Origin of the sequence: Klebsiella michiganensis, from assembly GCF_002925905.1 — a bacterium.
GTDB classification, from domain to species: Bacteria; Pseudomonadota; Gammaproteobacteria; order Enterobacterales; family Enterobacteriaceae; genus Klebsiella; species Klebsiella michiganensis.
This window is the reverse complement of record NZ_PRDB01000001.1, coordinates 763613-786377: the sequence shown is the minus strand read 5'-3', so window position 1 is coordinate 786377 and position 22765 is coordinate 763613. Positions and strand designations below refer to the sequence as shown.

Below are 22765 nucleotides of genomic sequence, written 5' to 3'. Positions count from 1 at the left end.
ACATTTTCTGTTTTGAGAGGCCCACCGTGAGTCTATTTGATAAAACGCATCTTGTCGCCCAAGCGGACGCGCTGCCGGGACGCAACACGCCGATGCCGGTGGCTACGCTCCACGCCGTCAATGGTCACTCGATGACCAACGTTCCCGCAGGAATGGAAGTCGCCCTGTTCGCCATGGGCTGCTTCTGGGGCGTTGAACGCCTGTTCTGGCAGCTGCCCGGCGTTTATAGCACCGCCGCTGGCTACACCGGCGGCTATACGCCCAACCCGACCTACCGCGAAGTCTGCAGCGGCGAGACTGGCCATGCTGAAGCCGTGCGCGTGGTCTACGATCCGCAGGTTATCAGCTATGAGCAGCTGCTCCAGGTATTCTGGGAAAATCACGACCCGGCGCAGGGCATGCAGCAGGGTAACGACCGCGGAACGCAGTATCGCTCCGCGATTTATCCGCTAACGCCTGAGCAGAGCGAGGCGGCGAAGGCCAGCCTGACGCGTTTCCAGGCGGCAATGAATGAAGCCAACGACCCGCGCACTATCACCACCGAGATCGCGACGGCGAAGCCGTTCTACTATGCGGAAGACGATCATCAACAGTATCTGCATAAAAATCCGTACGGATACTGCGGCATTGGCGGAATTGGGGTTTGTTTGCCGCCGCAGGCCTGATGCGGCTGCACCGTAGGGCAGGCCGCCGGATTGAATAATTTACGCTCTGGCGGCTTTACAGTACCTTACGCTATACTACGCCGTGCTATCGCCGGTCCAGAGCCTTCGGACCGGCTTTTTGTGAATTCCACTTAGCGTTATCCACTTCCCTTCCGAGGATCTGATCTCAACGGTCAGATAAGATATGTTAAACAGTATTTTAGTAATACTTTGTCTGATAGCCGTCAGTGCGTTCTTTTCGATATCGGAAATCTCGCTGGCCGCATCACGTAAAATCAAACTCAAGCTGCTGGCCGATGACGGCAACATCAACGCTCAACGCGTGCTGAAGATGCAGGAAAACCCCGGGATGTTCTTTACCGTGGTGCAAATCGGCCTCAACGCGGTAGCGATTCTCGGCGGTATCGTCGGCGATGCGGCATTTTCGCCGGCGTTTAATAGTCTCTTTAGCCGCTATATGTCCCCGGAGCTCTCCGAGCAGCTGAGCTTTATTATCTCCTTTACCCTGGTCACCAGCCTGTTCATTCTGTTTGCTGACCTGACTCCGAAACGCATCGGTATGATCGCGCCTGAAGCCGTCGCTTTACGCATCATCAACCCGATGCGCTTCTGCCTGTTTCTCTTCCGCCCGCTGGTGTGGTTGTTTAACGGCATGGCCAACAATATCTTCCGCCTGTTCAAAATTCCGATGGTGCGTAAAGACGACATTACCTCCGATGATATTTACGCCGTGGTGGAAGCCGGCGCGCTGGCAGGGGTGCTGCGTAAGCAGGAGCATGAGCTGATTGAGAACGTGTTCGAACTGGAATCGCGCACCGTGCCTTCATCGATGACCTCGCGTGAAAACGTCATCTGGTTCGATCTTCACGAAGATGAACAGAGCCTGAAGAATAAGGTCGCGGAGCATCCGCACTCCAAGTTCCTGGTCTGTAATGAAGATATCGACCACATCATCGGCTACGTTGATTCCAAAGACCTGCTGAACCGCGTGCTGGCAAACCAGAGTCTGGTGCTGACCGGCGGCGTGCAGATTCGCAATACGCTGATTGTCCCGGATACCCTGACGCTGTCTGAAGCGCTGGAAAGCTTTAAAACCGCCGGTGAAGACTTCGCCGTGATCATGAACGAATATGCGCTGGTGGTCGGGATTATCACCCTGAACGACGTGATGACCACCCTGATGGGCGACCTCGTCGGCCAGGGGCTGGAAGAGCAGATCGTCGCGCGCGATGAAAACTCCTGGCTCATTGACGGCGGAACGCCGATCGACGACGTGATGCGGGTGCTGGATATCGATGATTTCCCGCAGTCCGGCAATTACGAGACCATCGGCGGCTTTATGATGTTTATGCTGCGTAAAATTCCCAAGCGCACCGACGCGGTGAAATTCTCCGGCTATAAGTTCGAAGTGGTGGATATCGACAACTACCGCATCGATCAGCTGCTGGTGACCCGTATCGACAATAAGCCGACGGTGCTGGTGCCCAAGCTGCCGGATGCGGCCAACAGCGATAAAGAGTCAGCGTAAAACCGTTGACGAACCGACAAGGCGGATGAAAATCCGCCTTTTTTATTGTCCGAATGTGAGGCTGCTCACGCCCCTCGGGCAATAGCAGATTTTTACTGCTCCACAGCGAAACGTTCATGACTCCCCTCTGCGCAAAAAGGTAACTTTGCTCGCGTCTACACGATCATATTCCTGAATAAAGGAAGCGAGGGTTATCATGATAGAATCAAATAAAAACTACTATATAAGCTGTCTGTTCTTCCTGTTCTTCTTTATTGGCTGGGGATGCTGCTATCCTTATTTATCATTGTGGTTAACGGAAACCATCGGCATTAATTACACTGACGTCGGTCTGGTTTATTCCTTTACCGCGATTATTGCCGTTTGCGTTCAACCACTATTCGGTTTTATATCCGACAGGCTGGTCTATCGTAAAAACCTGATGTGGCTGCTGGCCATCATTATTACCCTCTTTGCCCCCTACTGGATCTACGTCTTTGCGCCATTATTAAAAGTTAACGTTTTTCTCGGGGCGCTGGCGGGCGGCATCTATATTGGCATGGCCTACGGCGCAGGCTGCGGTATTTGCGAAGCTTACATTGATAAAGTCAGCCGCGCTTCCGGTTTTGAGTTTGGTCGCGCCAGAATGTTTGGCGGCATTGGCGCGGCTATCGGCACCTTCGCGGCAGGCAAGCTCTACGGGATCGACCAGAACATGATTTTCTGGCTGGCCAGCGGTGCCGGCGTATGCCTGCTGGTCATTGTCTGGAAAATGCAGATTAGCGCGAATAAACAAGGCGCGATACACAGCAGTAAAGCCTCGCCGGTCACCCTGAGCGACGCCACCTCGCTGCTGAAAATGAAGAAATTCTGGTTCTTCGCGATCTACACGATCGGCGTCGGCGCGGTATATGAAACCTACGACCAGCAGTTCGCCATCTATTACAGCCACTTCTTTGAGAGCAAAGCGCGCGGCGCGGAAGTCTTCGGCTATTTAACCACAGGTCAGATTTTCCTTGATGCGGTAGTGATGTTTTTCGCCCCATGGTTCGTGAATAAAATCGGCCCGAAAAATGCTCTGCTGTACTGCGGAATGATTATGAGTCTGCGCATTATCGGCTCGGCCTGGGCTATCGGTCCGGTGTCCATTAGCCTGATTAAACTGCTGCACGGTTTTGAGAGCTCGGTATTACTCGTCGCCGCGCTGAAATATATTACTGCCAACTTCAACCCGCTGCTTTCGGCCACGGTTTATTTAATCGGCTTCCAGTTTTCGAAAAGCTTTAGCTCTATTTTCCTTTCTACCGGCATCGGTCATATGTACCAGAGCATGGGCTTTACCAGCAGCTATATCGTGCTCGGCGGTATCGCCCTGTGCTTTACGCTGATTTCATTTATTACGCTGGACAAAGCGCGCGCTTTTGCCCCGCAGCCGGCGCCCGCGCATTAATTTAAGGAGGTAACCTGTATGTCTGATTTATTTTATGGCGTGGCCTATTACGATGAATATATGCCGGAAGATCGGCTGGCGAAAGATATCGCCTTAATGCAGGAAACGGGCATTAACGTGGTGCGGATTGCCGAATCGACCTGGAGTACGCTGGAGCCCCGGGAGGGCGAATATAACTTCTACCATATCGACCGGGTGCTGAATGCCATGCATAAAGCGGGGATCGCGGTGATTATCGGCACGCCAACCTACGCCGTCCCGGCCTGGCTGGCGGCGAAGCACCCGGATATTCTGGTCACTACCGTCAACGGGCAGCAAAAATATGGCCCGCGCCAGATTATGGATATCGTCAACCCGACCTTTCGCCGCTATGCCGAAAAGATTATCCGTACGCTAATGGCGCACGTGCAGCACCATCCGGCGATTATTGGCTGGCAGCTGGATAACGAAACCAAGCATTACGATAATATCGGCCGCCATATGCAGGAGGGTTTTGTACGCAGCCTGCAGGAAAAATACCCCGACCTTGACCGGTTGAATAACGATTTTGGTCTGGACTACTGGAGCAACCGCATCGATAGCTGGCAGGATTTTCCGCCGGTCGAAAACACTATCAACGCCAGCCTCGCCTGCGCGTTCTCCCGCTACCAGCGCCAGCAGGTGACGGAGTATCTCGCCTGGCAGGCGGAGATCGTGCGCGAATATGCCCAGCCGCATCAGTTCGTCACCCACAACTTCGATTTTGAATGGCGCGGCTACTCCTACGGCGTGCAGCCGCGAGTTGACCATTTTGCGGCGGCGCAGACGCTGGATATTGCCGGAGTCGATATCTATCATCCGAGCCAGAAACACCTGACCGGGCGAGAAATCGCGTTTGGCGGCGCCATTACGCGTTCGCTAAAGCAGGGTAAGAATTACTTCGTGCTGGAAACCCAGGCGCAGGGCTTTGCCCAGTGGACACCTTATCCGGGCCAGCTGCGCCTGCAGGCTTTTAGCCACGTGGCATCGGGGGCGGCAATGGTCTCTTACTGGCACTGGCATTCGATTCATAACGCGTTCGAGACCTACTGGAAGGGGCTGTTAAGCCACGACTTCTCACGCAACGCGACCTGGCAGGAGGCCACCACTATCGGGGCTGACTTTTCCCGCCTGTCGCCACAGCTGGCGGAGCTGAAGGCAGAAAACGACGTCGCGCTGCTGATAAGCAATGAGGCGATGGACGCCCTTAACCAGTTCCGTCCCGGCGACGCGCAGGGCAATATTTATAACGATATTTTCCGCCGCTTCCACGATGCGCTGTACGACCACAATATCAGCCTCGATATTATCCACGACGTTAACGAGGAAACCGCGCGCTACCGCGCGCTGATCGTACCCGGACTCTACGCCGCCGATGATGGCCTGCTGACGCGCATCAACCGCTATATTGAGCAGGGCGGCAGAGCGCTGATCGGCTTTAAATCAGGCTTTAGCGATGAAAACGTGAAGGTGCGCAGCGGCGCGCAGCCGGGAATTTTGCGCGAGAGCTGCGGCGTGAGCTACAGTCAATTCACCCTGCCGGAAGAAACCACGGTAAGCGCCTGCAGCGCTGACATTGATTGCCGTCAAGACAATCAGGCCGAGCTGTGGATGGAGCTGCTGACGCCGGACGCCGGTACCCGTACGCTACTGCGCTATCAGCATCCGGCATGGGGCGACTATGCCGCCGCCACCGAGGCGGATTACGCTCAGGGTCGGGCGATTTACGTTGGCTTCCTGCCGCAGAAAACGCTGATTAGCCAGCTGTTCGATCGGCTGACCGCAGGACTGGATCTGCGTTCACGTACATCGGCCTACCGCTATCCGCTGGTGGTCAAAAAGATGCGCAACCGCGACGGCAACAGCATCCACTTCCTGTTCAACTACTCCGGCGAACCGCAGGCGTTTATCAGCGAGACATCGGGCAACGCGCTGTTGAGCGGGGAAAAAGTTAGCTGCGGCCAGCCGTTGCGCCTCAAAGCATGGGAATTTACTATCATCGAAAGTTAAGCGGGCGGCGGCGCTCGGGCGGGAGAAACGATGGAACTGGATATCAATGAGCTACTGAACTTCTCGCCATTGATGAAGACCTTTACCTTCAACGCCTGGGTCGTCGCCGGCTTTACCCCCATCACCCGCGGCTCAAAGCTGGACTACTACATAAACCGCCCGCAGGGGATGAAAGGTTACATCATCAATCTGACGCTTCGCGGCCAGGCGCGCGCGAAAGCGGGAGACGGCTCCCTTCTGTGTCGTGAAAACGATCTGCTGCTCTTCCCGCCCGGCGTTCCGCACCATTACGGACGGGACGAACACAGCGAATACTGGGATCATTTATGGATCTACTTCATCCCCCGGCCCTACTGGATAGACTGGCTAAAATGGGATCAAACGACCCACGGCATTGGTAAAACCACGGTCAACGATCCTGAGCAGCTGCAGAGTCTGCGCGATCTGTTCTATGAAGTTATCCGCCACCACTCCGCTTCCGCCCCGCTGTCGGAGGCGCTGGCGATGAATGCGCTGGAGCGCCTGATCCTGAACTGCTTTCAGCGACAGCCGATCAGCAACCGCCACGCCCACGACCCGCGGATTAACGCGGTGTGCGACTATCTTAACGAACATATTGCCCAGGAGATGAAGATCGAGACCCTGGCGGCGATGGTTTTTCTCTCCCCTTCGCGGCTGGCGCATTTGTTCAAAAATGAGCTGGGGCAAACGGTTTACGCCTGGCGCGAGGCGCAGCGCATCAACCGCGCGAGGTGGCTGATCCAGAGCACCTCCCTGCCGCTTAACAAAATCGCCCTGTCGGTAGGTTACGGAGACCCGGTCTATTTCACGCGCATTTTCCGTAAACATAACGGCATTCCCCCGGGAGAGTACCGTAAACGCTATGCGGAAATGAAGGGATAGGTCCAGAAACATCAACGGCTCCCTTAGGGAGCCGCCTTTTTACCGTGTAGTCATACCTCTTTTCAGGTTATGCCATCTCTGTTTGCAGACGGCTCACCTGGCGGTTGACTTCAGACATCACTGACAAATGCAGCTTGTCCTTAACCTTCGGGATAAGGATTTTGCCCTTATCAAACTCAAAAGCGCCAACGTCCTTGATATACAAACGTCCACGGAACAGGATCTTCACGTACTTCGCTACTTGTAGCGGGTTGTAGCGTTGGAAAATTTTCATTGTTGTCTCCTGCCAGGGTTACGCTCCTGTGGTGCCACAGTTAGCCCACGTACCGGAATCGCAAATTTTAATGCCCTGAAACTATAGTCCAGAATCTGAGTGATACCCAGTTTGTATAAGTTTATTTACCTTATGATGACAATAATTCAGAGTTTTCGTTTCAGGCATCCGATGAAGGTAGTATAAGTCGCCGATTTTAGACGGAATTGTGCGTCAACACGCAAACTGGCACCATCATTGCGGGTAATGCCCATAAATCGCACTTATGATTAAAGCAGACCAAGTGGTCGGATCACCTGCACAGATAATAAAAGGAAACACCATGACCCTACGTAGATTACTGGCCGTTTCATGTCTCCTGTTCCCGCTGATGGCGTCGGCGCATAACTTTGTCGATGGTCAGCGCGTTGCGCCGGTCGGCGTCGCGGATCGGGGGGAGCTGGTACTGAGCAACGATAAGTTTAGCTATAAAAGCTGGAATAGCGCGCAGCTGGTGGGGAAAGTGCACGTCGTGCAGCATATTGCCGGGCGCTCGTCGGCAAAAGAAAAAAACGCGACCCTGATTGAAGCGATTAAAAGCGCGAAGCTCCCGCACGATCGCTATCAAACCACCACAATCGTCAATACCGATGACGCTATCCCGGGTTCAGGCATGTTTGTCCGCAGCAGTATTGAGAGCAACAAGCAGCTCTACCCCTGGTCGCAGTTTATCGTCGACAGCAACGGTGTGGTCCGCAAAGCGTGGCAGCTTAATGAAGAGAGTTCGGCCATCGTGGTGCTGGATAAAGATGGCCGCGTACAGTGGGCTAAAGACGGCGCGCTTAGCCAGGAAGAGGTGCAGCAGGTGGTTGCCCTGCTGCACAAGCTGCTCAATAAATAGAGACCCGGAAGCCGGGGTTGAGGAACGATTCACGCGGCGTGTAATCAAGGGTACGCCCCTGCCAGTCGTGAACGTGCGCCCCGGCGGCGCTGGCGACCGCATGACCGGCCGCGGTGTCCCAGGTGGAGGTCGGCCCGAAGCGCGGATAAAGCTGGGCCTGCCCTTCGGCGACCAGACAGAACTTCAGCGATGAACCGATTGAGGTGGTCTGGTGTTCGCCAAGCTGCTCCAGATACTCCTGCAGCTCCGGGTCATTGCCGTGGGAGCGGCTAATCACCACCAGCGGCGGACGCGCATCGCGGACCTGAATCTGCTTGCGAACGCCGCACTCCTCTTTCCACGCTTTGCCCTTTTCCGCGCTGTACATCACCTTCATCACCGGCGCGTAGACCACGCCAAGGATCGGCTTCCCGTTTTCAATCAAGGCGATATTGACGGTAAACTCGCCGTTGCGCTTGATAAACTCTTTGGTGCCGTCCAGCGGGTCCACCAGCCAGTAGCGCTGCCAGTGCTGGCGTACCTCCCAGGCCGGCGGGTCCTCTTCCGACAGAACCGGAATATCGGGCGTCAGCGCCAGCAGGCCGCTGATAATCACCTTGTGTGCCGCAATATCCGCGGCCGTGACCGGAGAATCGTCCTTCTTGCTGGCAACGTCCATCGGCTGTTTTCCATCGTAAACTTCCATGATGGCATCGCCCGCGTTCCGTGCTAGCTGACATACTTGTTCTAACATTCTCCACCTCGTCTGGTTACAGTGGCGTTAACTCGTTGTTTTATTTATATCGCATCATTGTGAGTTCCGCTATCTGTGATAACGATGGCGGTTTCCTTCACCGCTTTTCTGGCATGATTCACATTTCTGTAAGCAACAGAATGTAAATACATTTTCTTCTGTGCCATTGCTCATAAAAAAGGACGCCACTGATGATTAAGTTTAGCGCAACGCTGCTGGCCACGCTGATCGCCGCCAGCGTAAATGCGGCGACGGTCGATTTGCGGATCATGGAAACCACCGATCTGCACAGTAATATGATGGACTTTGACTATTACAAAGACAGCGCCACGGAAAAATTTGGCCTGGTGCGCACCGCAACCCTGATTGAGAAAGCGCGCCAGGAAGCCAAAAACAGCGTGCTGGTCGATAACGGCGACGTTATTCAGGGCAGCCCGCTGGGCGACTATATGGCGGCGAAGGGACTGAAAGAAGGCGATGTTCACCCGGTCTACAAGGCGATGAATACCCTGGATTATGTCGTAGGTAACCTCGGCAACCACGAGTTTAACTACGGGCTCGACTTCCTGCACAAAGCGCTGGCCGGGGCAAAATTCCCCTACGTGAACGCCAATATTATTGACGCCAAAACCGGCCAACCGATGTTTACGCCTTATCTGATTCAGGATACCCAGGTACAGGATAGCGACGGCAAAACGCAGACCCTGCGCATTGGCTATATCGGCTTCGTACCGCCGCAGATTATGACCTGGGATAAAGCCAATCTCAGCGGCAAAGTCACCGTCAATGACATTACCGCTACCGCGCGCAAGTTTGTCCCGGAAATGCGTGAGAAAGGCGCGGACGTGGTGGTGGTCATTGCCCACTCCGGCCTTTCCGCCGACCCGTATCAGGCCATGGCGGAGAACTCCGTTTATTATTTAAGCCAGGTGCCTGGGGTCGATGCCATTATGTTCGGCCACGCGCACGCCGTCTTCCCGAGCAAAGATTTTGCCGGTATCAAAGGCGCAGATATCGCGAAAGGTACGCTGAACGGCGTACCGGCAGTGATGCCGGGCATGTGGGGCGATCACCTTGGGGTGGTCGATCTGGTTCTGAACAACGACAGCGGTAAATGGCAGGTCAGCGCAGCGAAAGCCGAAGCGCGGCCGATCTACGACTCGGTGGCGAAGAAATCGCTGGCGGCAGAAGACAGCAACATGGTGGCGGTACTAAAAGCCGACCATGACGCCACCCGCGAGTTTGTCGGCAAACCGATTGGTCAATCCTCGGACAATATGTACAGCTATCTGGCGCTGGTGCAGGACGATCCGACCGTACAGGTGGTCAATATGGCCCAGAAGGCCTACGTTGAGCACTATATTCAGGGCGACCCGGATCTGGCGAAACTGCCGGTACTCTCCGCCGCCGCGCCGTTTAAAGTCGGCGGACGCAAAAATGACCCCGCCAGCTTTGTTGAAGTGGAAAAAGGGCAGCTCACCTTCCGCAACGCCGCCGACCTCTACCTGTATCCCAACACCCTGGTGGTGATGAAAGTCAGCGGTAAAGAGGTTAAAGAGTGGCTGGAGTGCTCCGCCGGGCAGTTCAATCAGATTGACCCCGGCAGCAGCAAGCCGCAGTCGCTGATTAACTGGGACGGCTTTCGCACCTACAACTTCGATGTCATCGATGGCGTGAACTACCAGATCGATATCACCCAGCCGGCGCGCTATGACGGCGAATGTCAGCCCGTTAATCCGCAGGCCGAGCGAATTAAAAACCTGACCTTTAACGGCAAGCCAATCGATCCGAACGCCACTTTCCTCGTCGCGACCAATAACTACCGCGCTTACGGCGGTAAATTCCAGGGCACCGGTGAGGATCATATCGCGTTCGCCTCGCCGGATGAAAACCGCTCGGTGCTGGCGGCGTGGATTGGCGCGGAGTCGAAGAAAAACGGCGAGATCCATCCGGCGGCGGATAACAACTGGCGCCTGGCGCCGATCCACAGCACCGTACCGCTGGATATTCGCTTTGAAACCTCACCAGGCGATAAGGCCGCGGCGTTTATCAAAGAGAAAGCGCAATACCCGATGCGCCAGGTGGCTACCGACGATATCGGCTTTGCCATTTATCAGCTGGATTTGAGTAAATAATTGCCGGTTCCCCGGTTGTGCTGCGCTTACCGGGGCTACCCTGGCATCACCCTCAGGCTACCTGTTCGTGGTTCGCCAGAACCGCGGGCAGGTTCAGCTCAATCCAGTCCGCCAGCGCCGCCACCTTCTCGCTCACCTGCTCACCGAGCGGAGTCAGACTATATTCAACGTGCGGCGGTACCACCGGGTACGACACGCGGTTAAGAAAGCCATCCTGCTCCAGCGCCTGGAGCGACTGGGCCAGCATCTTTTCGCTGACGCCGCCGATCTTACGCCGCAGATCGCTAAACCGATGGGTGCCATCGCGCAGGGACACCAAAATCAGTACGCCCCAGCGGCTGGTCACGTGCTTGAGCACTTCCCGCGAGGGGCACTGTTCGGCAAACAGGTTGCCGTTGCGTAGCTGCTCGCTCAGCGTCAGATTCGCCATATTCATACTTACCTTTTTGTACGTACTTACTAAAAGTTAGTTAAGGTGTTAGCTTACCACAACTGCCAATGAACACGAAGGAGAAGACCTATGATCGCAATTACCGGCGCAACCGGCCAGCTTGGCCAGCACGTCCTGGAAAATCTGTTAACTACCGTCCCCGCAGGCCAGGTTGTGGCTATCGTGCGCAACCCGGCGAAGGCCGAATCGCTGAGCCAAAAGGGCGTAGTGGTTCGTCAGGCCGACTACAGCGATGAAGCCGCGCTGACCGCCGCCCTGCAGGGCGTGGACAAACTCCTGCTGATCTCGTCCAGCGAAGTCGGCCAGCGCGCCGTCCAGCACAGCAACGTGATTAACGCGGCGAAAGCCGCCGGCGTGAAATTTATCGCCTACACCAGCCTGCTGCACGCCGATACCTCCCCGCTGGGGCTGGCGGATGAGCATATCGCCACCGAGAAAATGCTCGCCGACTCCGGCATTGCGTATGCCCTGCTGCGCAACGGCTGGTACACCGAAAACTACCTTGCCAGCGCGCCGCCGTCGATTGAGCATGGCGTATTTATCGGCGCGGCCGGTAACGGCAAAATCGCCTCCGCCACCCGCGCGGACTACGCCGCCGCCGCCGCTCGCGTTATCGCCGAAGAGGGCCATGCCGGAAAAGTGTACGAGCTGGCGGGCGATGAAGCGTGGACGCTGAGCGAACTGGCCGCTGAGCTGAGCAAACAAAGCGGTAAAAACGTGGTGTATCAAAACCTCAGCGAAGCCGACTTCGCCGCCGCGCTGAAGGGCGTAGGCCTGCCCGCTGGCCTGGCTGACATGCTGGCGGATTCTGATACCGGCGCGTCCAAAGGCGGTCTGTTCGACGATAGCCGCACCCTGAGTAAGCTCATCGGTCGCCCAACCACGACGCTGGCAGAGAGCGTCAAAGGCATTCTGTAACTGTTACATAGTGGTTAATTTTTGTAGCATCCCGGCGGGCCATCCTCAATAATGCACGGATGTCCGTCGGGAGTTATCGCATGCAAGGCGTACCAGAACAGTTCAGTGATGAAAGAGACAGCGCGCGCTTTCGCCATCTGGCGCAGCTGCCCGGCGTTGAGCTGTACCATGCCCATATCTCCCGCTACGCCTTTGAACCGCACACCCATGAAGCCTTTGGTATCGGCGCGATCGAGCTCGGCGCCGAGCGTTTTCGCTATCGCGGCAGCCAGCACGTGGCTTCGGTTAACTCGATCGTCACCATGAACCCCGATGAGCTGCACACCGGCGAGGCAGAGACCGCCGACGGCTGGCGCTATCGGATGATTTATCTCGACCCGGATACGCTGGAAGAGGTGACCGGCGAACGCCACTGGTGGTTCAGCGAGGTGGTTCGCCAGGATCCCCTGCGCTCCCGGCAAATCGGCAATCTCATCTACGGCCTGTGGCATACTGACGATCCGCTGGCGCAGCAGGGCCTGCTGCTGGATTTGATCGATACCTTCCGCCCGTTTGCCCATCACGCCGCTGCGCTGCCCGAAGCCCGCCACCGCTTCGAGCGGGTGCGCGACTATCTGCACGACAACTATATGCGTACGGTGACCCTCGATGAGCTGGCGCAGGTGGCGGCGCTGAGCCCGTACCATTTCCAGCGCCAGTTCAAAGCGCACTTCCACGTTACGCCGCACCAGATGCTGATGGCGATTCGCCTGTGGCGCGCCAAAGCGTTTCTCACCCACGGCATGCCCGCCGCCGACGTTGCTCTCGCCGCCGGGCTGACCGACCAGTCGCACCTGACGCGCGCGTTCACCCGCCGCTACGGCATTACGCCGGTACGTTATCAAAAGCAGGTTCTCCCGCGCTAATGCGCAACCTCATACAATATTCCCGCTTTTGCCTCGCCTACACTGTCGCCAACGAAAAAAGTAATGGAAGGCGTGATGATTAGTGGTGTGCTGTACGCCCTGCTGGCAGGGCTGATGTGGGGATTGATATTCGTGGGTCCTTTACTGGTGCCGGAATACCCGGCGGTTTTACAGTCGATGGGGCGCTATCTGGCGCTGGGGCTGATCGCCCTGCCGCTGGCCTGGCTGGGCCGCGCGCGGCTGCGCCAGCTCACCGGGAAAGACTGGTGGACGGCGCTGGGGCTGACCATGATGGGCAACTTAATCTATTACGTCTGCCTGGCCAGCGCGATTCAGCGTACCGGCGCGCCGGTATCGACGATGATTATCGGCACCCTGCCGGTCGTGCTGCCGGTTTTCGCCAACCTGCTCTATAGCCAGCGCGACGGCAAGCTGCCGTGGCGACGCCTGTTCCCGGCGCTGGTCTGTATTGCCCTCGGCTTGGCGTGCGTCAATATCGCCGAGCTGCATCAGGGCTTACCCGATTTCAGCCCGTGGCGCTACGGCTCCGGTATCGCGCTGGCGCTGATCTCGGTGGTATGCTGGGCCTGGTACGCGCTGCGCAACGCCCGCTGGCTGCGGGAAAATCCGGATAAACCGCCGATGATGTGGGCCACCGCGCAGGCGCTGGTGACCCTGCCGGTATCCCTGGCCGGATACCTTATCGCCTGCGGGTGGCTGCACGGCCAGCACGCGGACTTTCCGCTCCCCTTCGGCCCGCGCCCGGCGGTGTTTGTCACCCTGATGCTGGCGATCGCTATCTTCTGTTCATGGGTCGGCGCGTGGTGCTGGAACGTTGCCAGCCAGCGTCTGCCAACGGTGATCCTCGGGCCGCTGATCGTCTTCGAAACCCTTGCCGGACTGCTGTATACCTTTATTCTGCGCCAGAGCCTGCCCCCGCTTCTCACCTTCAGCGGTATCCTGCTGCTGGTGCTCGGCGTGGTGTCCGCCGTGCGTGCCCGCCCGGAAAAGCCCGCGCTGCAGGAGCTGGTCAGCGAGAAAAAATAGCCTGGTATCCTAAAGGGGTATTCCCAGGAACATAAGATGCATTTAAAATACAACTTATATTCTTGATGACGAGGTAACTGCTATGGCTTTCCGTGACCAACCTTTAGGCGAGCTGGCGCTGACGATTCCGCGCGCCTCCGCGCTGTTCCGTCAATACGATATGGACTACTGCTGCGGCGGCAAACAGACGCTGGAGCGCGCGGCGTCTCGCAAAGAACTGGACGTCGCGGTGATTGAAGCCGAGCTGGCCAAACTGGCGGAAGAGCCGGTAGAGCGCGACTGGCGGGCTGCGCCCTATGCGGAAATCATCGATCACATTATCGTTCGCTATCACGACCGGCATCGCGAGCAGCTGCCGGAGCTGATTTTACAGGCCACTAAAGTCGAGCGCGTTCACGCCGACAAGCCCAACGTTCCGAAAGGCTTAACCAAGTATCTGACCATGCTGCACCAGGAGCTTTCCAGCCATATGATGAAAGAGGAGCAGATTCTGTTCCCGATGATCAAACAGGGCATGGGAACGCAGGCCGGCGGTCCTATCAGCGTCATGGAAAGCGAGCATGATGAAGCGGGCGAGCTGCTGGAGGTGATTAAGCACATCACGCAGAACGTGACGCCGCCGGCGGAAGCCTGCACTACCTGGAAAGCGATGTACAACGGCATCAACGAGCTGATTGATGACCTGATGGAGCACATCAGCCTTGAAAATAACGTACTGTTCCCGCGTGCCCTCGCCGGAAAGTAAATAAAAAGGCGCCCGCAGGCGCCCTCGACATTGTCAGTCTTATTGGCCACCCCGGGTGGCCTTTTTTATGACGGACCGTTGCAAGCAACGTTAAAAACCGCTGCCGAAGATTTTTTATTTCGCCAGGCGCTTCTTGCCGGCAAACAGCCAGCCCGCGCCGAGCAGCACAAACCACAGCGGGGTCACCATCAGCGCTTCGCGGGTATCGGCTTCCAGCGTCAGCAGGACCAGCACAAAGACGAAGAATGCCATGCACACCCAGCACATCAGTTTGCCCAGCGGCATCTTATATTTGGACTGCTCATGCAGCTGCGGACGCTTTCTGCGATAGGCCAGATACGAGCACAGGATAATCGTCCAGACGAACATAAACAGGATCGCCGACACCGTGGTAATCATGGTAAACGCCGCGATCACGCTTGGATTGACCATCAGCATGACCACGCCGCCCAGCAGACACATACAGGAGAAGGTCAGGCCTTTCGCCGGTACCGCGCGCTTCGACAGCTTGGCGAACATTTTCGGCGCCTGTCCGTCCTGCGCCAGACCGAACAGCATACGGCTGGTGGAAAACACGCCGCTGTTAGCGGAAGAGGCCGCCGAGGTCAGCACCACGAAGTTGATCAGGCTTGCCGCCGCCGGCAGCCCGACCAGCACAAACAGCTCAACGAACGGGCTCTTTGACGGCACGACGGAGCTCCACGGCGTCACTGACATAATCACGATCAGCGCAAAGACGTAGAACATAATGATGCGGATTGGAATTGAGTTAATCGCCCGCGGCAGGGATTTCTCAGGATCTTTGGTTTCCGCCGCCGTGGTTCCCACCAGTTCGATGCCCACAAAGGCGAAGACCGCTATCTGGAACCCGGCAAAGAATCCGCTGATGCCTTTCGGGAACCAGCCGCCGTCATTCCACAGATGGGCGAAAGAGGCCTCTACGCCGGTCGGTGACTGGAAGTGCATCATCACCATCACCAGGCCGACGACAATCAGCGCCACGATAGCGACGATTTTGATCATCGCAAACCAGAACTCCATCTCGCCGAACATCTTCACGGTGGCGAGGTTAAGGCCCAGCAGCAGCAGGATGACCGCCAGCGAGGCGACCCAGTCGGAGAGTCCCGGGAACCAGAACTGCGCGTAGGCGGTGATCGCCACCACGTCCGCCATCCCGGTTACCACCCAGCAGAACCAGTAGGTCCAGCCGGTAAAATAGCCTGCCCAGGGGCCCAGCAGGTCGGCGGCAAAATCGCTGAACGACTTGTATTCGAGATTCGACAGCAGCAGTTCGCCCATGGCGCGCATGACGAAAAACAGCATAAAGCCGATGATCATATAAACAAAAATAATTGACGGCCCGGCAAGGCTGATGGTTTTGCCTGAGCCCATAAACAGCCCGGTGCCAATCGCACCACCGATAGCAATAAGCTGAATATGCCGGTTAGTGAGATTTCGCCGCAGCGATTGTTCAGTCGGAGCCTGTTCGTCGGCAGCGACTTTGACCTGATCTACCATGTGATTTTTTCCTGTTGTACCTGTCTGTGTTGTTCGGGCTCTACTGGCCCTTCATTCGTATTAACCCCGGAACGAGGGTTTATCGATATTAGGTAAGAATCGGAGGGATGAATACTATGATTTAGATATAATGTTAATTTTATGTTTAAAGTGAGTGTTATATCACTCCGGTTACGCGAAACAGCTCACAAAAATACACCCATTAAGCAGATATGCAATATAAAGCTCCACCAAACGCTCAACTTAAGGGTTTTACACTATTTAAAGCGGCTCCCTCCCCCGTACGGGAGAGGAAGCACCTGCTGTTTAGATAATATCCAGCAGTTCAACTTCAAAAATCAGGGTGCTGAACGGAGGAATGGATGCGCCCGCGCCGCGCTCGCCGTAGGCCAGGCTGTGCGGAATCGTCAGTTCCCATTTGGAACCCACCGGCATCAGAGTCAGCGCTTCAATCCAGCCGCCGATCACCCCGGTCACCGGGAATTCAGCCGGTTCGCCGCGCGCAACGGAGCTATCGAAGACGGTGCCGTCGATCAGCTTGCCGGTGTAGTGAACGCGAACGCGGTCAGTACGCGCCGGGATCGGGCCTTCGCCCTGGGTCAGAACGCGGAACTGCAGGCCAGACTCGGTGCTGTTCACGCCTTCGCGCTCGCGGTTTTCTTCCAGGTATTTCTCGCCATCCGCGGCCATTTCCTGGAAACGCTCGCGACGCACGGCGTCAGCGCGTTCGTGGATTTCGCGCAGCGCGCGGTGAACGGCTTCCACCGGCACCTGCGGCTGTTGACCTTCCAGCGCGTCAGCAATACCCGCGACCAGCGCTTCCGGCAGCAGCCCCTGCAGGCCAGATTCGCTCAGCTGTTGTCCAACCTGCAAGCCGATACCGTAACTTGCCTGTGCTTCGATCGTGTCAAAAGTTGGGGTTGCCATCTTTGTTCCTTTTTTGGTGGGGATTCTCATGCTCCCGGGCCTTCAAATTGCGAAAGGCGGCGAGCGGAGAAAAGAGGTGGGAAGCATATCAGCCATAGCACGACGGGTAAAACTTTGTCGCCTGGATGATGACAAATCTAAGGGAAACAGAAACAATAGAGAGATAAGGTTAACCTCACGAAACATAGCTTTGTCTCGTCCTTCAGGAAGTTAGCCATCTATACCCGTCATACTTTAAGTTGCAGGAGCGTTGGCTTCGCCAGCGCGCCCCAGTCACATAGTTATCTATGCTCCTGGGAACTTACTGGCTTGCCGCGTTACTCGGCCTGCGGCCTCGCCCCTACGGGGCCAGCGCAAGCGCTGTTCAAGGCAAACCTTGTCCTGCGACTTAAATTATTTAGGGTATATACTTTATTTACAGGATAAAAATATGCGGAGCAGGAGGAAAGCCATGCCCGGGCGCTTTGAACTGACATCTACCCTGGCGAAGATCTGGCACGCCCCGGATCATTTTCGCCTCATGGATCCGCTACCGCCGATGCACCGCCGCGGCATCATTGCCGGGGCGCTGCTGGTAATTATCGGCGTTCTGCTCCCTTCCGAGGATAACAGCAGCCCGGTTCAGGCCAGCCGCGAGGCGAATCTCAACCTGCAATCCCAGTCGCAGCCCTCTTCCGGCAATCAGGCGGTCCCGCTGCCGCCCATCACCAACACGCCGCCGGTCAACGATGCCGATCAGGTGGCGCCGGTCGCACCGGAGCCGATTCAGGATGAGCAGCCGGATCAGCCGCAGCAGACCGCATCTCAGCCTTATCAGGAGCCGCAGTCGACTCCCGGCATCGAGCAGCAGTGGCGGACCTACCGTATTGAATCGGGGAAAACTCTCGCGCAGCTGTTCCGCGACCACAACCTGCCGCCGACCGACGTTTACGCCATGGCCCAGGTGGAAGGCGCCGGTAAACCGCTAAGCTCACTGCAGACCGGGCAGACGGTCCAGATCCGTCAGAACGCCAGCGGCGTGGTCACCGGGCTGACTATCGATACCGGCGGCGGCCAGCAGGTGCTATTTACCCGCCAGTCGAACGGCAGCTTTATTCGCGTCCGTTAAGGCCTCACGGCCGGGTAGCTTACCCGGCCTGCTGTGGCGATTTCCCGGATGTTGTCCCCGGCTTATTCACCCACCAGATCCCGGCGCACACCAGCGCCAGCGCAACCGCATATTTCAGTTCAAGAATATTCTCGCCGAGGAAGATGGCCGACAGTACGGTGCCGGCGACCGGGACCACAAAGTTGAACGGCGCAATCATGCTCACCCGGTTATGCTTGAGCAGCACGCTCCATAGCGCAAAGGCGATGGAAGAGAGCAGCGTCAAATAAGCCAGAACCAGCGCAGCAGCGGCGCTGTGAACCTCAAGGGTGCCGCCGGTCAGATAGCCGCCGCCGACCAGTACCAGGCCGCCAAACGCCAGCTGCCAGCCGGTCATCACCGTCGGGTCAACCGTCTGCGAAATGCGCTTCCCGTACAGCGTCGCCGCCGACAGGATAAACGCCGCCAGCACCACAAAGCCGTCACCCTGCCAGACAAAGCTAAAATCGCTCAATGAACGATTAACATTCACCAGCATTACGCCGGCAAAGCCGACAATACAGCCGATGGCTTTGTTGTAGCTCAGCCTGTCATTCTGATAGATAAAGTGCGCCAGCAGAACGCTGAAGAAGGTACCGGTGGCGTTCATAATCGATCCCTTCACGCCGGTGGTAAACGCCAGGCCAACGTAGAAGAAAACGTACTGGATAGAGGTTTGCGTGACGCCAAGTATCGCCAGTTGCCCGCACTGACGGGGATTCAAGCGGGCAATCGGCTTACGCTGCACCAGCGCGAAGAGCAGCAGCAGCGCGCCGGCAAACAGAAAGCGATAGCCAGCAAAGACGATTTTAGACGGCACATCATCAGTGGCAATCTGAAACAGTTCATAGCCGCTTTTAATCGCCGGATAGGAGCTTCCCCACAGCAGACAGCAGAGGGTTGCGCAGGCATAAGCCACTTTCTTGCGGGAAAAAATCGAGGGTGCGTCCATTCACTTCACCAGAAATAAAATAGTGTTTTATTTTATTATCCAGAAAGTTGCTAAGAATAGCCACCATACCAGGAAAAGATTCGACAAAGACAGAAAAGCAAAACGCCGGCACAAGGCCGGCGTCTCGACGTGAGTTGAGTAAAAAATTACTCAGCTACAACGTTAACAACCAGTTTAGCGAAAACTTCGCTGTGAACCTGGAAGTCCACTTCGTGCTCACCGGTGGTGCGCAGAACGCCGTTCGGCAGACGAACTTCGCTCTTAGCAACGGCAACGCCAGCTGCAGTTACAGCGTCAGCGATGTCGCGAGTACCGATGGAACCGAACAGTTTACCTTCGTCGCCAGATTTAGACGCGATGGTAACGGTGCCCAGTGCGTTGATTGCTTCAGCACGTGCGTTAGCAGCGCCCAGAACTTCGGCCAGTTTGGCTTCCAGTTCAGCACGGCGTGCTTCGAAGAATTCAACGTTTTTCTTGGTAGCAGGAACAGCTTTACCCTGTGGTACCAGGAAGTTACGAGCATAGCCCGCTTTAACGTTAACCTGATCACCCAGGCTACCCAGGTTTGCTACTTTATCAAGCAGAATAACTTGCATTACCTTATCCTCTCAAAGTCGTATTAATGGACCGTGACCGATTACTGATGACGATCAGTGTACGGCAGCAGGGACAGGTAGCGAGCGCGTTTGATAGCGCGTGCCAGCTGACGCTGATATTTTGCACGGGTACCGGTGATACGGCTCGGGACAATCTTACCGCTTTCGGTGATGTAGTTTTTCAGCGTAGCGATATCTTTATAGTCGATCTCTTGAACGCCTTCCGCGGTGAAACGGCAGAACTTGCGACGACGGAAATAACGTGCCATATGGCTAGTCTCCAGAATCTATCAATTCAATCTGCTCGGCATGCAGAACCATTTTGCTCAAGCCGTTCTTTGCCTTGTGGCAAGAGATGAACCCTCGAACGATTACTGCGCTACCGACCGTTATACTGTGAGTAATGGCCTGGTTCTGGTGTCCGCTGATTATCACGGGCATCTGGCACCATGCCTGCCGGTGAAAACCGGCTTCCTCCTGCACTGAACGATGCTCAAGCACGAACTGGCAGTGTGGAATTCCTGACGGGCTGACCTTACGAAGTGGAGTCCTGCATACAATGCCGGACAGCTCCAGACGGTTGGTCATCAGGATTACTCTTCAGAATCCCCAGCTTCAGAATCATCTGCGGTTTCGTTGGCGAAATCTTCGCGACGCTCACGGCGCTCGTCTTTCGCTTTAACCATCGGAGATGCTTCGGTAACAGCGTGCTTAGTACGCATTACCATGCTGCGGATAACGGCGTCGTTGAAGCGGAAGTTAGTTTCCAGCTCATCGATCGCTTCCTGCGGCGCTTCAACGTTCAGCAGAACGTAGTGAGCTTTGTGCAGTTTGTTGATCGGATAAGCCAGCTGACGGCGGCCCCAGTCTTCCAGACGGTGGATCGTACCTTCTGCTGCAGTGATTGCACCAGTGTAACGTTCGATCATGCCCGGAACCTGTTCGCTCTGGTCAGGATGGACCATAAAAACGATTTCGTAATGACGCATCGAATTGCTCCTTACGGATTATTCAGCCTCCTGTCTGGGTCAGCCGCGGCCCATGGAGGCAAGGAACGTGTTAAAGGGCGGCTGAAAAATTGACGCGTCATAATACGGGCGAGCGGGGTTTAAGACAAGTGAATTGTGCAAATAATTCGCACTAAGCGCGAAGTGGCCTTAAGCCGGTGATTTAAAATTAATCAACGACGGAAGCGACAATTTTTTGAACAACTGCATCAGAAATGGTCGCGATACGCCAGACAGGCAGAGATTACACTTAGATCAGAAGCAATCCATACCCCAGGGAAGCGGGTGAACGTCAGGAGCGTCATAAGGAGGTAGGTGATGAAATACATCCTCATAACCATGATGGCAGCGCTTTTGTTGAGCGCCAACGCGCTGGCTGCTATTAAAATCGATGCCCGCCAGGCCCGCAACATGGACGATGTGCAGAGCCTCGGCGTTATCTATATCAACCACAACATCGCCACCGAGCAGGAAGCCGACCAGGCGCTTAGCCAGCAGAGCGATGCTCAGGGAGCGAAGTACTTCCAGCCGATCCTCATTCATGAACCGGGAAGCGACGGCGCCATTCACGCCAGTGCCGCCATTTACCGCTAGTTTTCCCGGATCGTTGGCTTCTTCCCGTTGCAGGGGGAAGCCAGCGATGGCATTGCCCGGCGGTCATACCCGCACAATCGCGCCTTAATGCAATTGAGAATTATTTTTTCTCGTGACTTATCAGCGCCAGCGTAACCTGATTTAATCACTCTTTAACCGCATGATTATCCGGAGTGCTTCATGGTTCCGCGTTTTGCCACGCTAAGCCGTATCCCAAAAGGGGTTTGGGTTCTTGGCGGCGTTAGCCTGCTGATGGATGTTTCCTCGGAAATGATCCACAGCCTGCTCCCTCTATTTATGGCCACCACGCTGGGAGCCAGCGTCATTATTATCGGCATTATCGAAGGCGTCGCGGAAGCCACCGCGCTGATACTGAAGGTGTTTTCCGGCGTCATCAGCGATTATGTCGGCAAGCGTAAAGGGCTGGCGCTGCTCGGCTATGGCCTGGGTGCGCTGAGCAAGCCTCTTTTCGCCATCGCGCCCACCTCAGGCGTGATGTTTAGCGCCCGGATGATCGACCGCGTGGGCAAAGGGATACGCGGCGCGCCGCGGGATGCGCTGGTCGCCGACGTCACCCCGCCGGAAATTCGCGGAGCCGCCTACGGGCTGCGCCAGTCGCTGGATACCATCGGCGCTTTTCTGGGGCCGCTGCTTGCCGTCGCGCTGATGTTTCTCTGGGATAACGATTTCCAGTCTATTTTTTGGGTCGAGGCGATCCCCGCCGTTCTCTCTATCGCTTTACTGGGCTTTGGATTAAAAGAGCCCAGGACGGCGATCGTCCAGAAACGCACTAACCCCCTGCGCCGCGAGAATCTCAAGAAGCTTTCCGCCGCCTACTGGTGGGTGGTGGCTATCGGCTCGATTTTTACCCTCGCCCGCTTCAGCGAAGCCTTTCTGGTCCTGCGCGCCCAGCAGATGGCGATCCCGCTGTTCGCTATTCCGCTGGTGATGGTCGCCATGAATCTGGTTTACAGCCTGACCGCCTATCCATTCGGGAAACTATCGGACAGCATGAGCCACAGCAAAATGCTGCAGTGGGGCCTGCTGGTGCTGATCGCCGCCGATATCGTGCTGGCGCTCAGCAGCCACTGGAGCACGCTTTTAGCCGGCGTCGCGCTGTGGGGTATTCATATGGGCATGACGCAGGGTCTGCTGGCGGCGATGGTGGCGCACACCGCCCCGCCTGAACTGCGCGGAACAGCGTTCGGGATGTTCAACCTAATGAGCGGCATCGCCCTGCTGCTGGCCAGCGCAGGTGCGGGCGTGCTGTGGGAAGTTCTGGGCGCCGCCTCGACGTTTTACGCCGGCGCGATAATCTGCGTTGTGACGCTGGTTGGCATGCGCTGCATGCCGTCGGCTTATCAGCAAAACTAAAAATGGCTCCGGAGCAGACCGGTTGATTCA

General features: G+C 56.3%; 24 protein-coding genes. 14 read left to right on the top strand and 10 right to left on the bottom strand.

The genetic code is table 11. The features are described from left to right. Positions 1 to 26: 26 nt before the first annotated feature. The 5 genes from msrA (at position 27) to araC (ending at position 6553) form a co-directional block, all read left to right on the top strand. Positions 27 to 665 carry a peptide-methionine (S)-S-oxide reductase MsrA gene (gene msrA, locus CDA56_RS03895; RefSeq protein WP_025107620.1) on the top strand — a complete coding sequence of 213 codons (639 nt, stop codon included), beginning with the start codon at positions 27 to 29 and terminating at the stop codon, positions 663 to 665. Positions 666 to 849: 184 nt separating this feature from the next. Next, the gene (gene paeA / locus CDA56_RS03890) at positions 850 to 2193 is read left to right on the top strand and encodes a polyamine export protein PaeA (RefSeq protein WP_025107621.1); all 1344 of its coding nucleotides are present in this window, start codon (positions 850 to 852) and stop codon (positions 2191 to 2193) included. A 196-nt stretch (positions 2194 to 2389) separates the two neighbouring features. Beyond that, the gene (locus CDA56_RS03885) at positions 2390 to 3622 is read left to right on the top strand and encodes an oligosaccharide MFS transporter (RefSeq protein WP_014227639.1); all 1233 of its coding nucleotides are present in this window, start codon (positions 2390 to 2392) and stop codon (positions 3620 to 3622) included. 18 nt (positions 3623 to 3640) lie between these two features. Further along, positions 3641 to 5650: a beta-galactosidase gene (locus tag CDA56_RS03880; RefSeq protein WP_103814240.1), complete on the top strand. Its 2010-nt coding sequence runs from the start codon at positions 3641 to 3643 to the stop codon at positions 5648 to 5650. A 30-nt stretch (positions 5651 to 5680) separates the two neighbouring features. Next, the gene (araC, locus tag CDA56_RS03875) at positions 5681 to 6553 is read left to right on the top strand and encodes an arabinose operon transcriptional regulator AraC (protein WP_004098024.1); all 873 of its coding nucleotides are present in this window, start codon (positions 5681 to 5683) and stop codon (positions 6551 to 6553) included. 67 nt (positions 6554 to 6620) lie between these two features. On the opposite strand, the gene CDA56_RS03870 is transcribed toward araC, so the two are convergent. Next, entirely contained in the window at positions 6621 to 6827 is a 207-nt protein-coding gene (locus tag CDA56_RS03870; RefSeq protein ID WP_004098023.1) for a DUF1107 domain-containing protein, read from the bottom strand. Positions 6828 to 7149: 322 nt separating this feature from the next. On the opposite strand from CDA56_RS03870, the gene CDA56_RS03865 reads away from it, so the two are divergent. Further along, positions 7150 to 7707 (top strand): YtfJ family protein, encoded by a 558-nt coding sequence (locus CDA56_RS03865; protein WP_064377790.1) that lies wholly within the window; start codon positions 7150 to 7152, stop codon positions 7705 to 7707. Here the strand turns inward: CDA56_RS03865 and cysQ are convergent. After that, positions 7697 to 8440, bottom strand: coding sequence for a 3'(2'),5'-bisphosphate nucleotidase CysQ (gene cysQ, locus CDA56_RS03860; protein WP_004098019.1), 744 nt, complete (start codon positions 8438 to 8440; stop codon positions 7697 to 7699). The two genes, CDA56_RS03865 and cysQ, sit on opposite strands and share 11 nt — an antisense overlap. 191 nt (positions 8441 to 8631) lie before the next feature. On the opposite strand from cysQ, the gene CDA56_RS03855 reads away from it, so the two are divergent. After that, complete coding sequence (locus CDA56_RS03855; RefSeq protein WP_049069025.1) at positions 8632 to 10575, top strand: bifunctional 2',3'-cyclic-nucleotide 2'-phosphodiesterase/3'-nucleotidase; 1944 nt, start codon at positions 8632 to 8634, stop codon at positions 10573 to 10575. A gap of 52 nt (positions 10576 to 10627) precedes the next feature. Here CDA56_RS03855 and CDA56_RS03850 read toward each other — a convergent pair whose 3' ends face one another. Further along, complete coding sequence (locus CDA56_RS03850) at positions 10628 to 11005, bottom strand: winged helix-turn-helix transcriptional regulator (protein ID WP_004098015.1); 378 nt, start codon at positions 11003 to 11005, stop codon at positions 10628 to 10630. Positions 11006 to 11095: 90 nt separating this feature from the next. On the opposite strand from CDA56_RS03850, the gene CDA56_RS03845 reads away from it, so the two are divergent. The 4 genes from CDA56_RS03845 to ytfE all read left to right on the top strand — a co-directional run bounded on the left by CDA56_RS03845 (position 11096) and on the right by ytfE (position 14641). Further along, positions 11096 to 11944: an SDR family oxidoreductase gene (locus CDA56_RS03845; RefSeq protein WP_102803696.1), complete on the top strand. Its 849-nt coding sequence runs from the start codon at positions 11096 to 11098 to the stop codon at positions 11942 to 11944. 80 nt (positions 11945 to 12024) lie between these two features. Then, the gene (locus CDA56_RS03840; RefSeq protein ID WP_004128154.1) at positions 12025 to 12849 is read left to right on the top strand and encodes an AraC family transcriptional regulator; all 825 of its coding nucleotides are present in this window, start codon (positions 12025 to 12027) and stop codon (positions 12847 to 12849) included. Between the two features lie 75 nt (positions 12850 to 12924). Beyond that, positions 12925 to 13896: a DMT family transporter gene (locus CDA56_RS03835; RefSeq protein WP_004098010.1), complete on the top strand. Its 972-nt coding sequence runs from the start codon at positions 12925 to 12927 to the stop codon at positions 13894 to 13896. Between the two features lie 82 nt (positions 13897 to 13978). Then, positions 13979 to 14641, top strand: a complete 663-nt coding sequence (gene ytfE, locus CDA56_RS03830; protein WP_014227630.1) for an iron-sulfur cluster repair protein YtfE — start codon at positions 13979 to 13981, stop codon at positions 14639 to 14641. Between the two features lie 114 nt (positions 14642 to 14755). Here the strand turns inward: ytfE and cycA are convergent, their stop codons facing one another. Beyond that, complete coding sequence (cycA, locus tag CDA56_RS03825) at positions 14756 to 16159, bottom strand: D-serine/D-alanine/glycine transporter (protein ID WP_004128150.1); 1404 nt, start codon at positions 16157 to 16159, stop codon at positions 14756 to 14758. A gap of 306 nt (positions 16160 to 16465) precedes the next feature. Beyond that, a complete protein-coding gene (gene bamJ, locus CDA56_RS03820) occupies positions 16466 to 17086 on the bottom strand; it encodes a BamJ family beta-barrel-assembly machinery protein (RefSeq protein ID WP_004871077.1) in 621 nt (206 codons plus the stop codon). 451 nt (positions 17087 to 17537) lie between these two features. Here bamJ and CDA56_RS03810 point away from each other — a divergent pair, with 451 nt between their 5' ends. After that, positions 17538 to 18194, top strand: a complete 657-nt coding sequence (locus CDA56_RS03810) for a LysM-like peptidoglycan-binding domain-containing protein (RefSeq protein ID WP_025107627.1) — start codon at positions 17538 to 17540, stop codon at positions 18192 to 18194. Between the two features lie 19 nt (positions 18195 to 18213). Here the strand turns inward: CDA56_RS03810 and CDA56_RS03805 are convergent, their stop codons facing one another. From CDA56_RS03805 to rpsF, 5 genes are all read right to left on the bottom strand, one after another. Further along, positions 18214 to 19164, bottom strand: a complete 951-nt coding sequence (locus CDA56_RS03805) for a DMT family transporter (RefSeq protein WP_046876859.1) — start codon at positions 19162 to 19164, stop codon at positions 18214 to 18216. A gap of 146 nt (positions 19165 to 19310) precedes the next feature. Beyond that, complete coding sequence (rplI, locus tag CDA56_RS03800) at positions 19311 to 19760, bottom strand: 50S ribosomal protein L9 (protein WP_004098003.1); 450 nt, start codon at positions 19758 to 19760, stop codon at positions 19311 to 19313. Positions 19761 to 19801: 41 nt separating this feature from the next. Further along, entirely contained in the window at positions 19802 to 20029 is a 228-nt protein-coding gene (gene rpsR / locus CDA56_RS03795; protein ID WP_000135199.1) for a 30S ribosomal protein S18, read from the bottom strand. A 4-nt stretch (positions 20030 to 20033) separates the two neighbouring features. Next, a complete protein-coding gene (gene priB / locus CDA56_RS03790; RefSeq protein ID WP_004098002.1) occupies positions 20034 to 20348 on the bottom strand; it encodes a primosomal replication protein N in 315 nt (104 codons plus the stop codon). A 5-nt stretch (positions 20349 to 20353) separates the two neighbouring features. After that, positions 20354 to 20749 (bottom strand): 30S ribosomal protein S6, encoded by a 396-nt coding sequence (gene rpsF / locus CDA56_RS03785; RefSeq protein ID WP_004098001.1) that lies wholly within the window; start codon positions 20747 to 20749, stop codon positions 20354 to 20356. A 336-nt stretch (positions 20750 to 21085) separates the two neighbouring features. On the opposite strand from rpsF, the gene CDA56_RS03780 reads away from it, so the two are divergent. After that, positions 21086 to 21361 carry a YdgH/BhsA/McbA family protein gene (locus CDA56_RS03780; protein WP_004098000.1) on the top strand — a complete coding sequence of 92 codons (276 nt, stop codon included), beginning with the start codon at positions 21086 to 21088 and terminating at the stop codon, positions 21359 to 21361. Positions 21362 to 21541: 180 nt separating this feature from the next. Next, complete coding sequence (locus tag CDA56_RS03775; RefSeq protein ID WP_104011294.1) at positions 21542 to 22735, top strand: MFS transporter; 1194 nt, start codon at positions 21542 to 21544, stop codon at positions 22733 to 22735. The last annotated feature ends 30 nt before the right edge of the window (positions 22736 to 22765 follow it).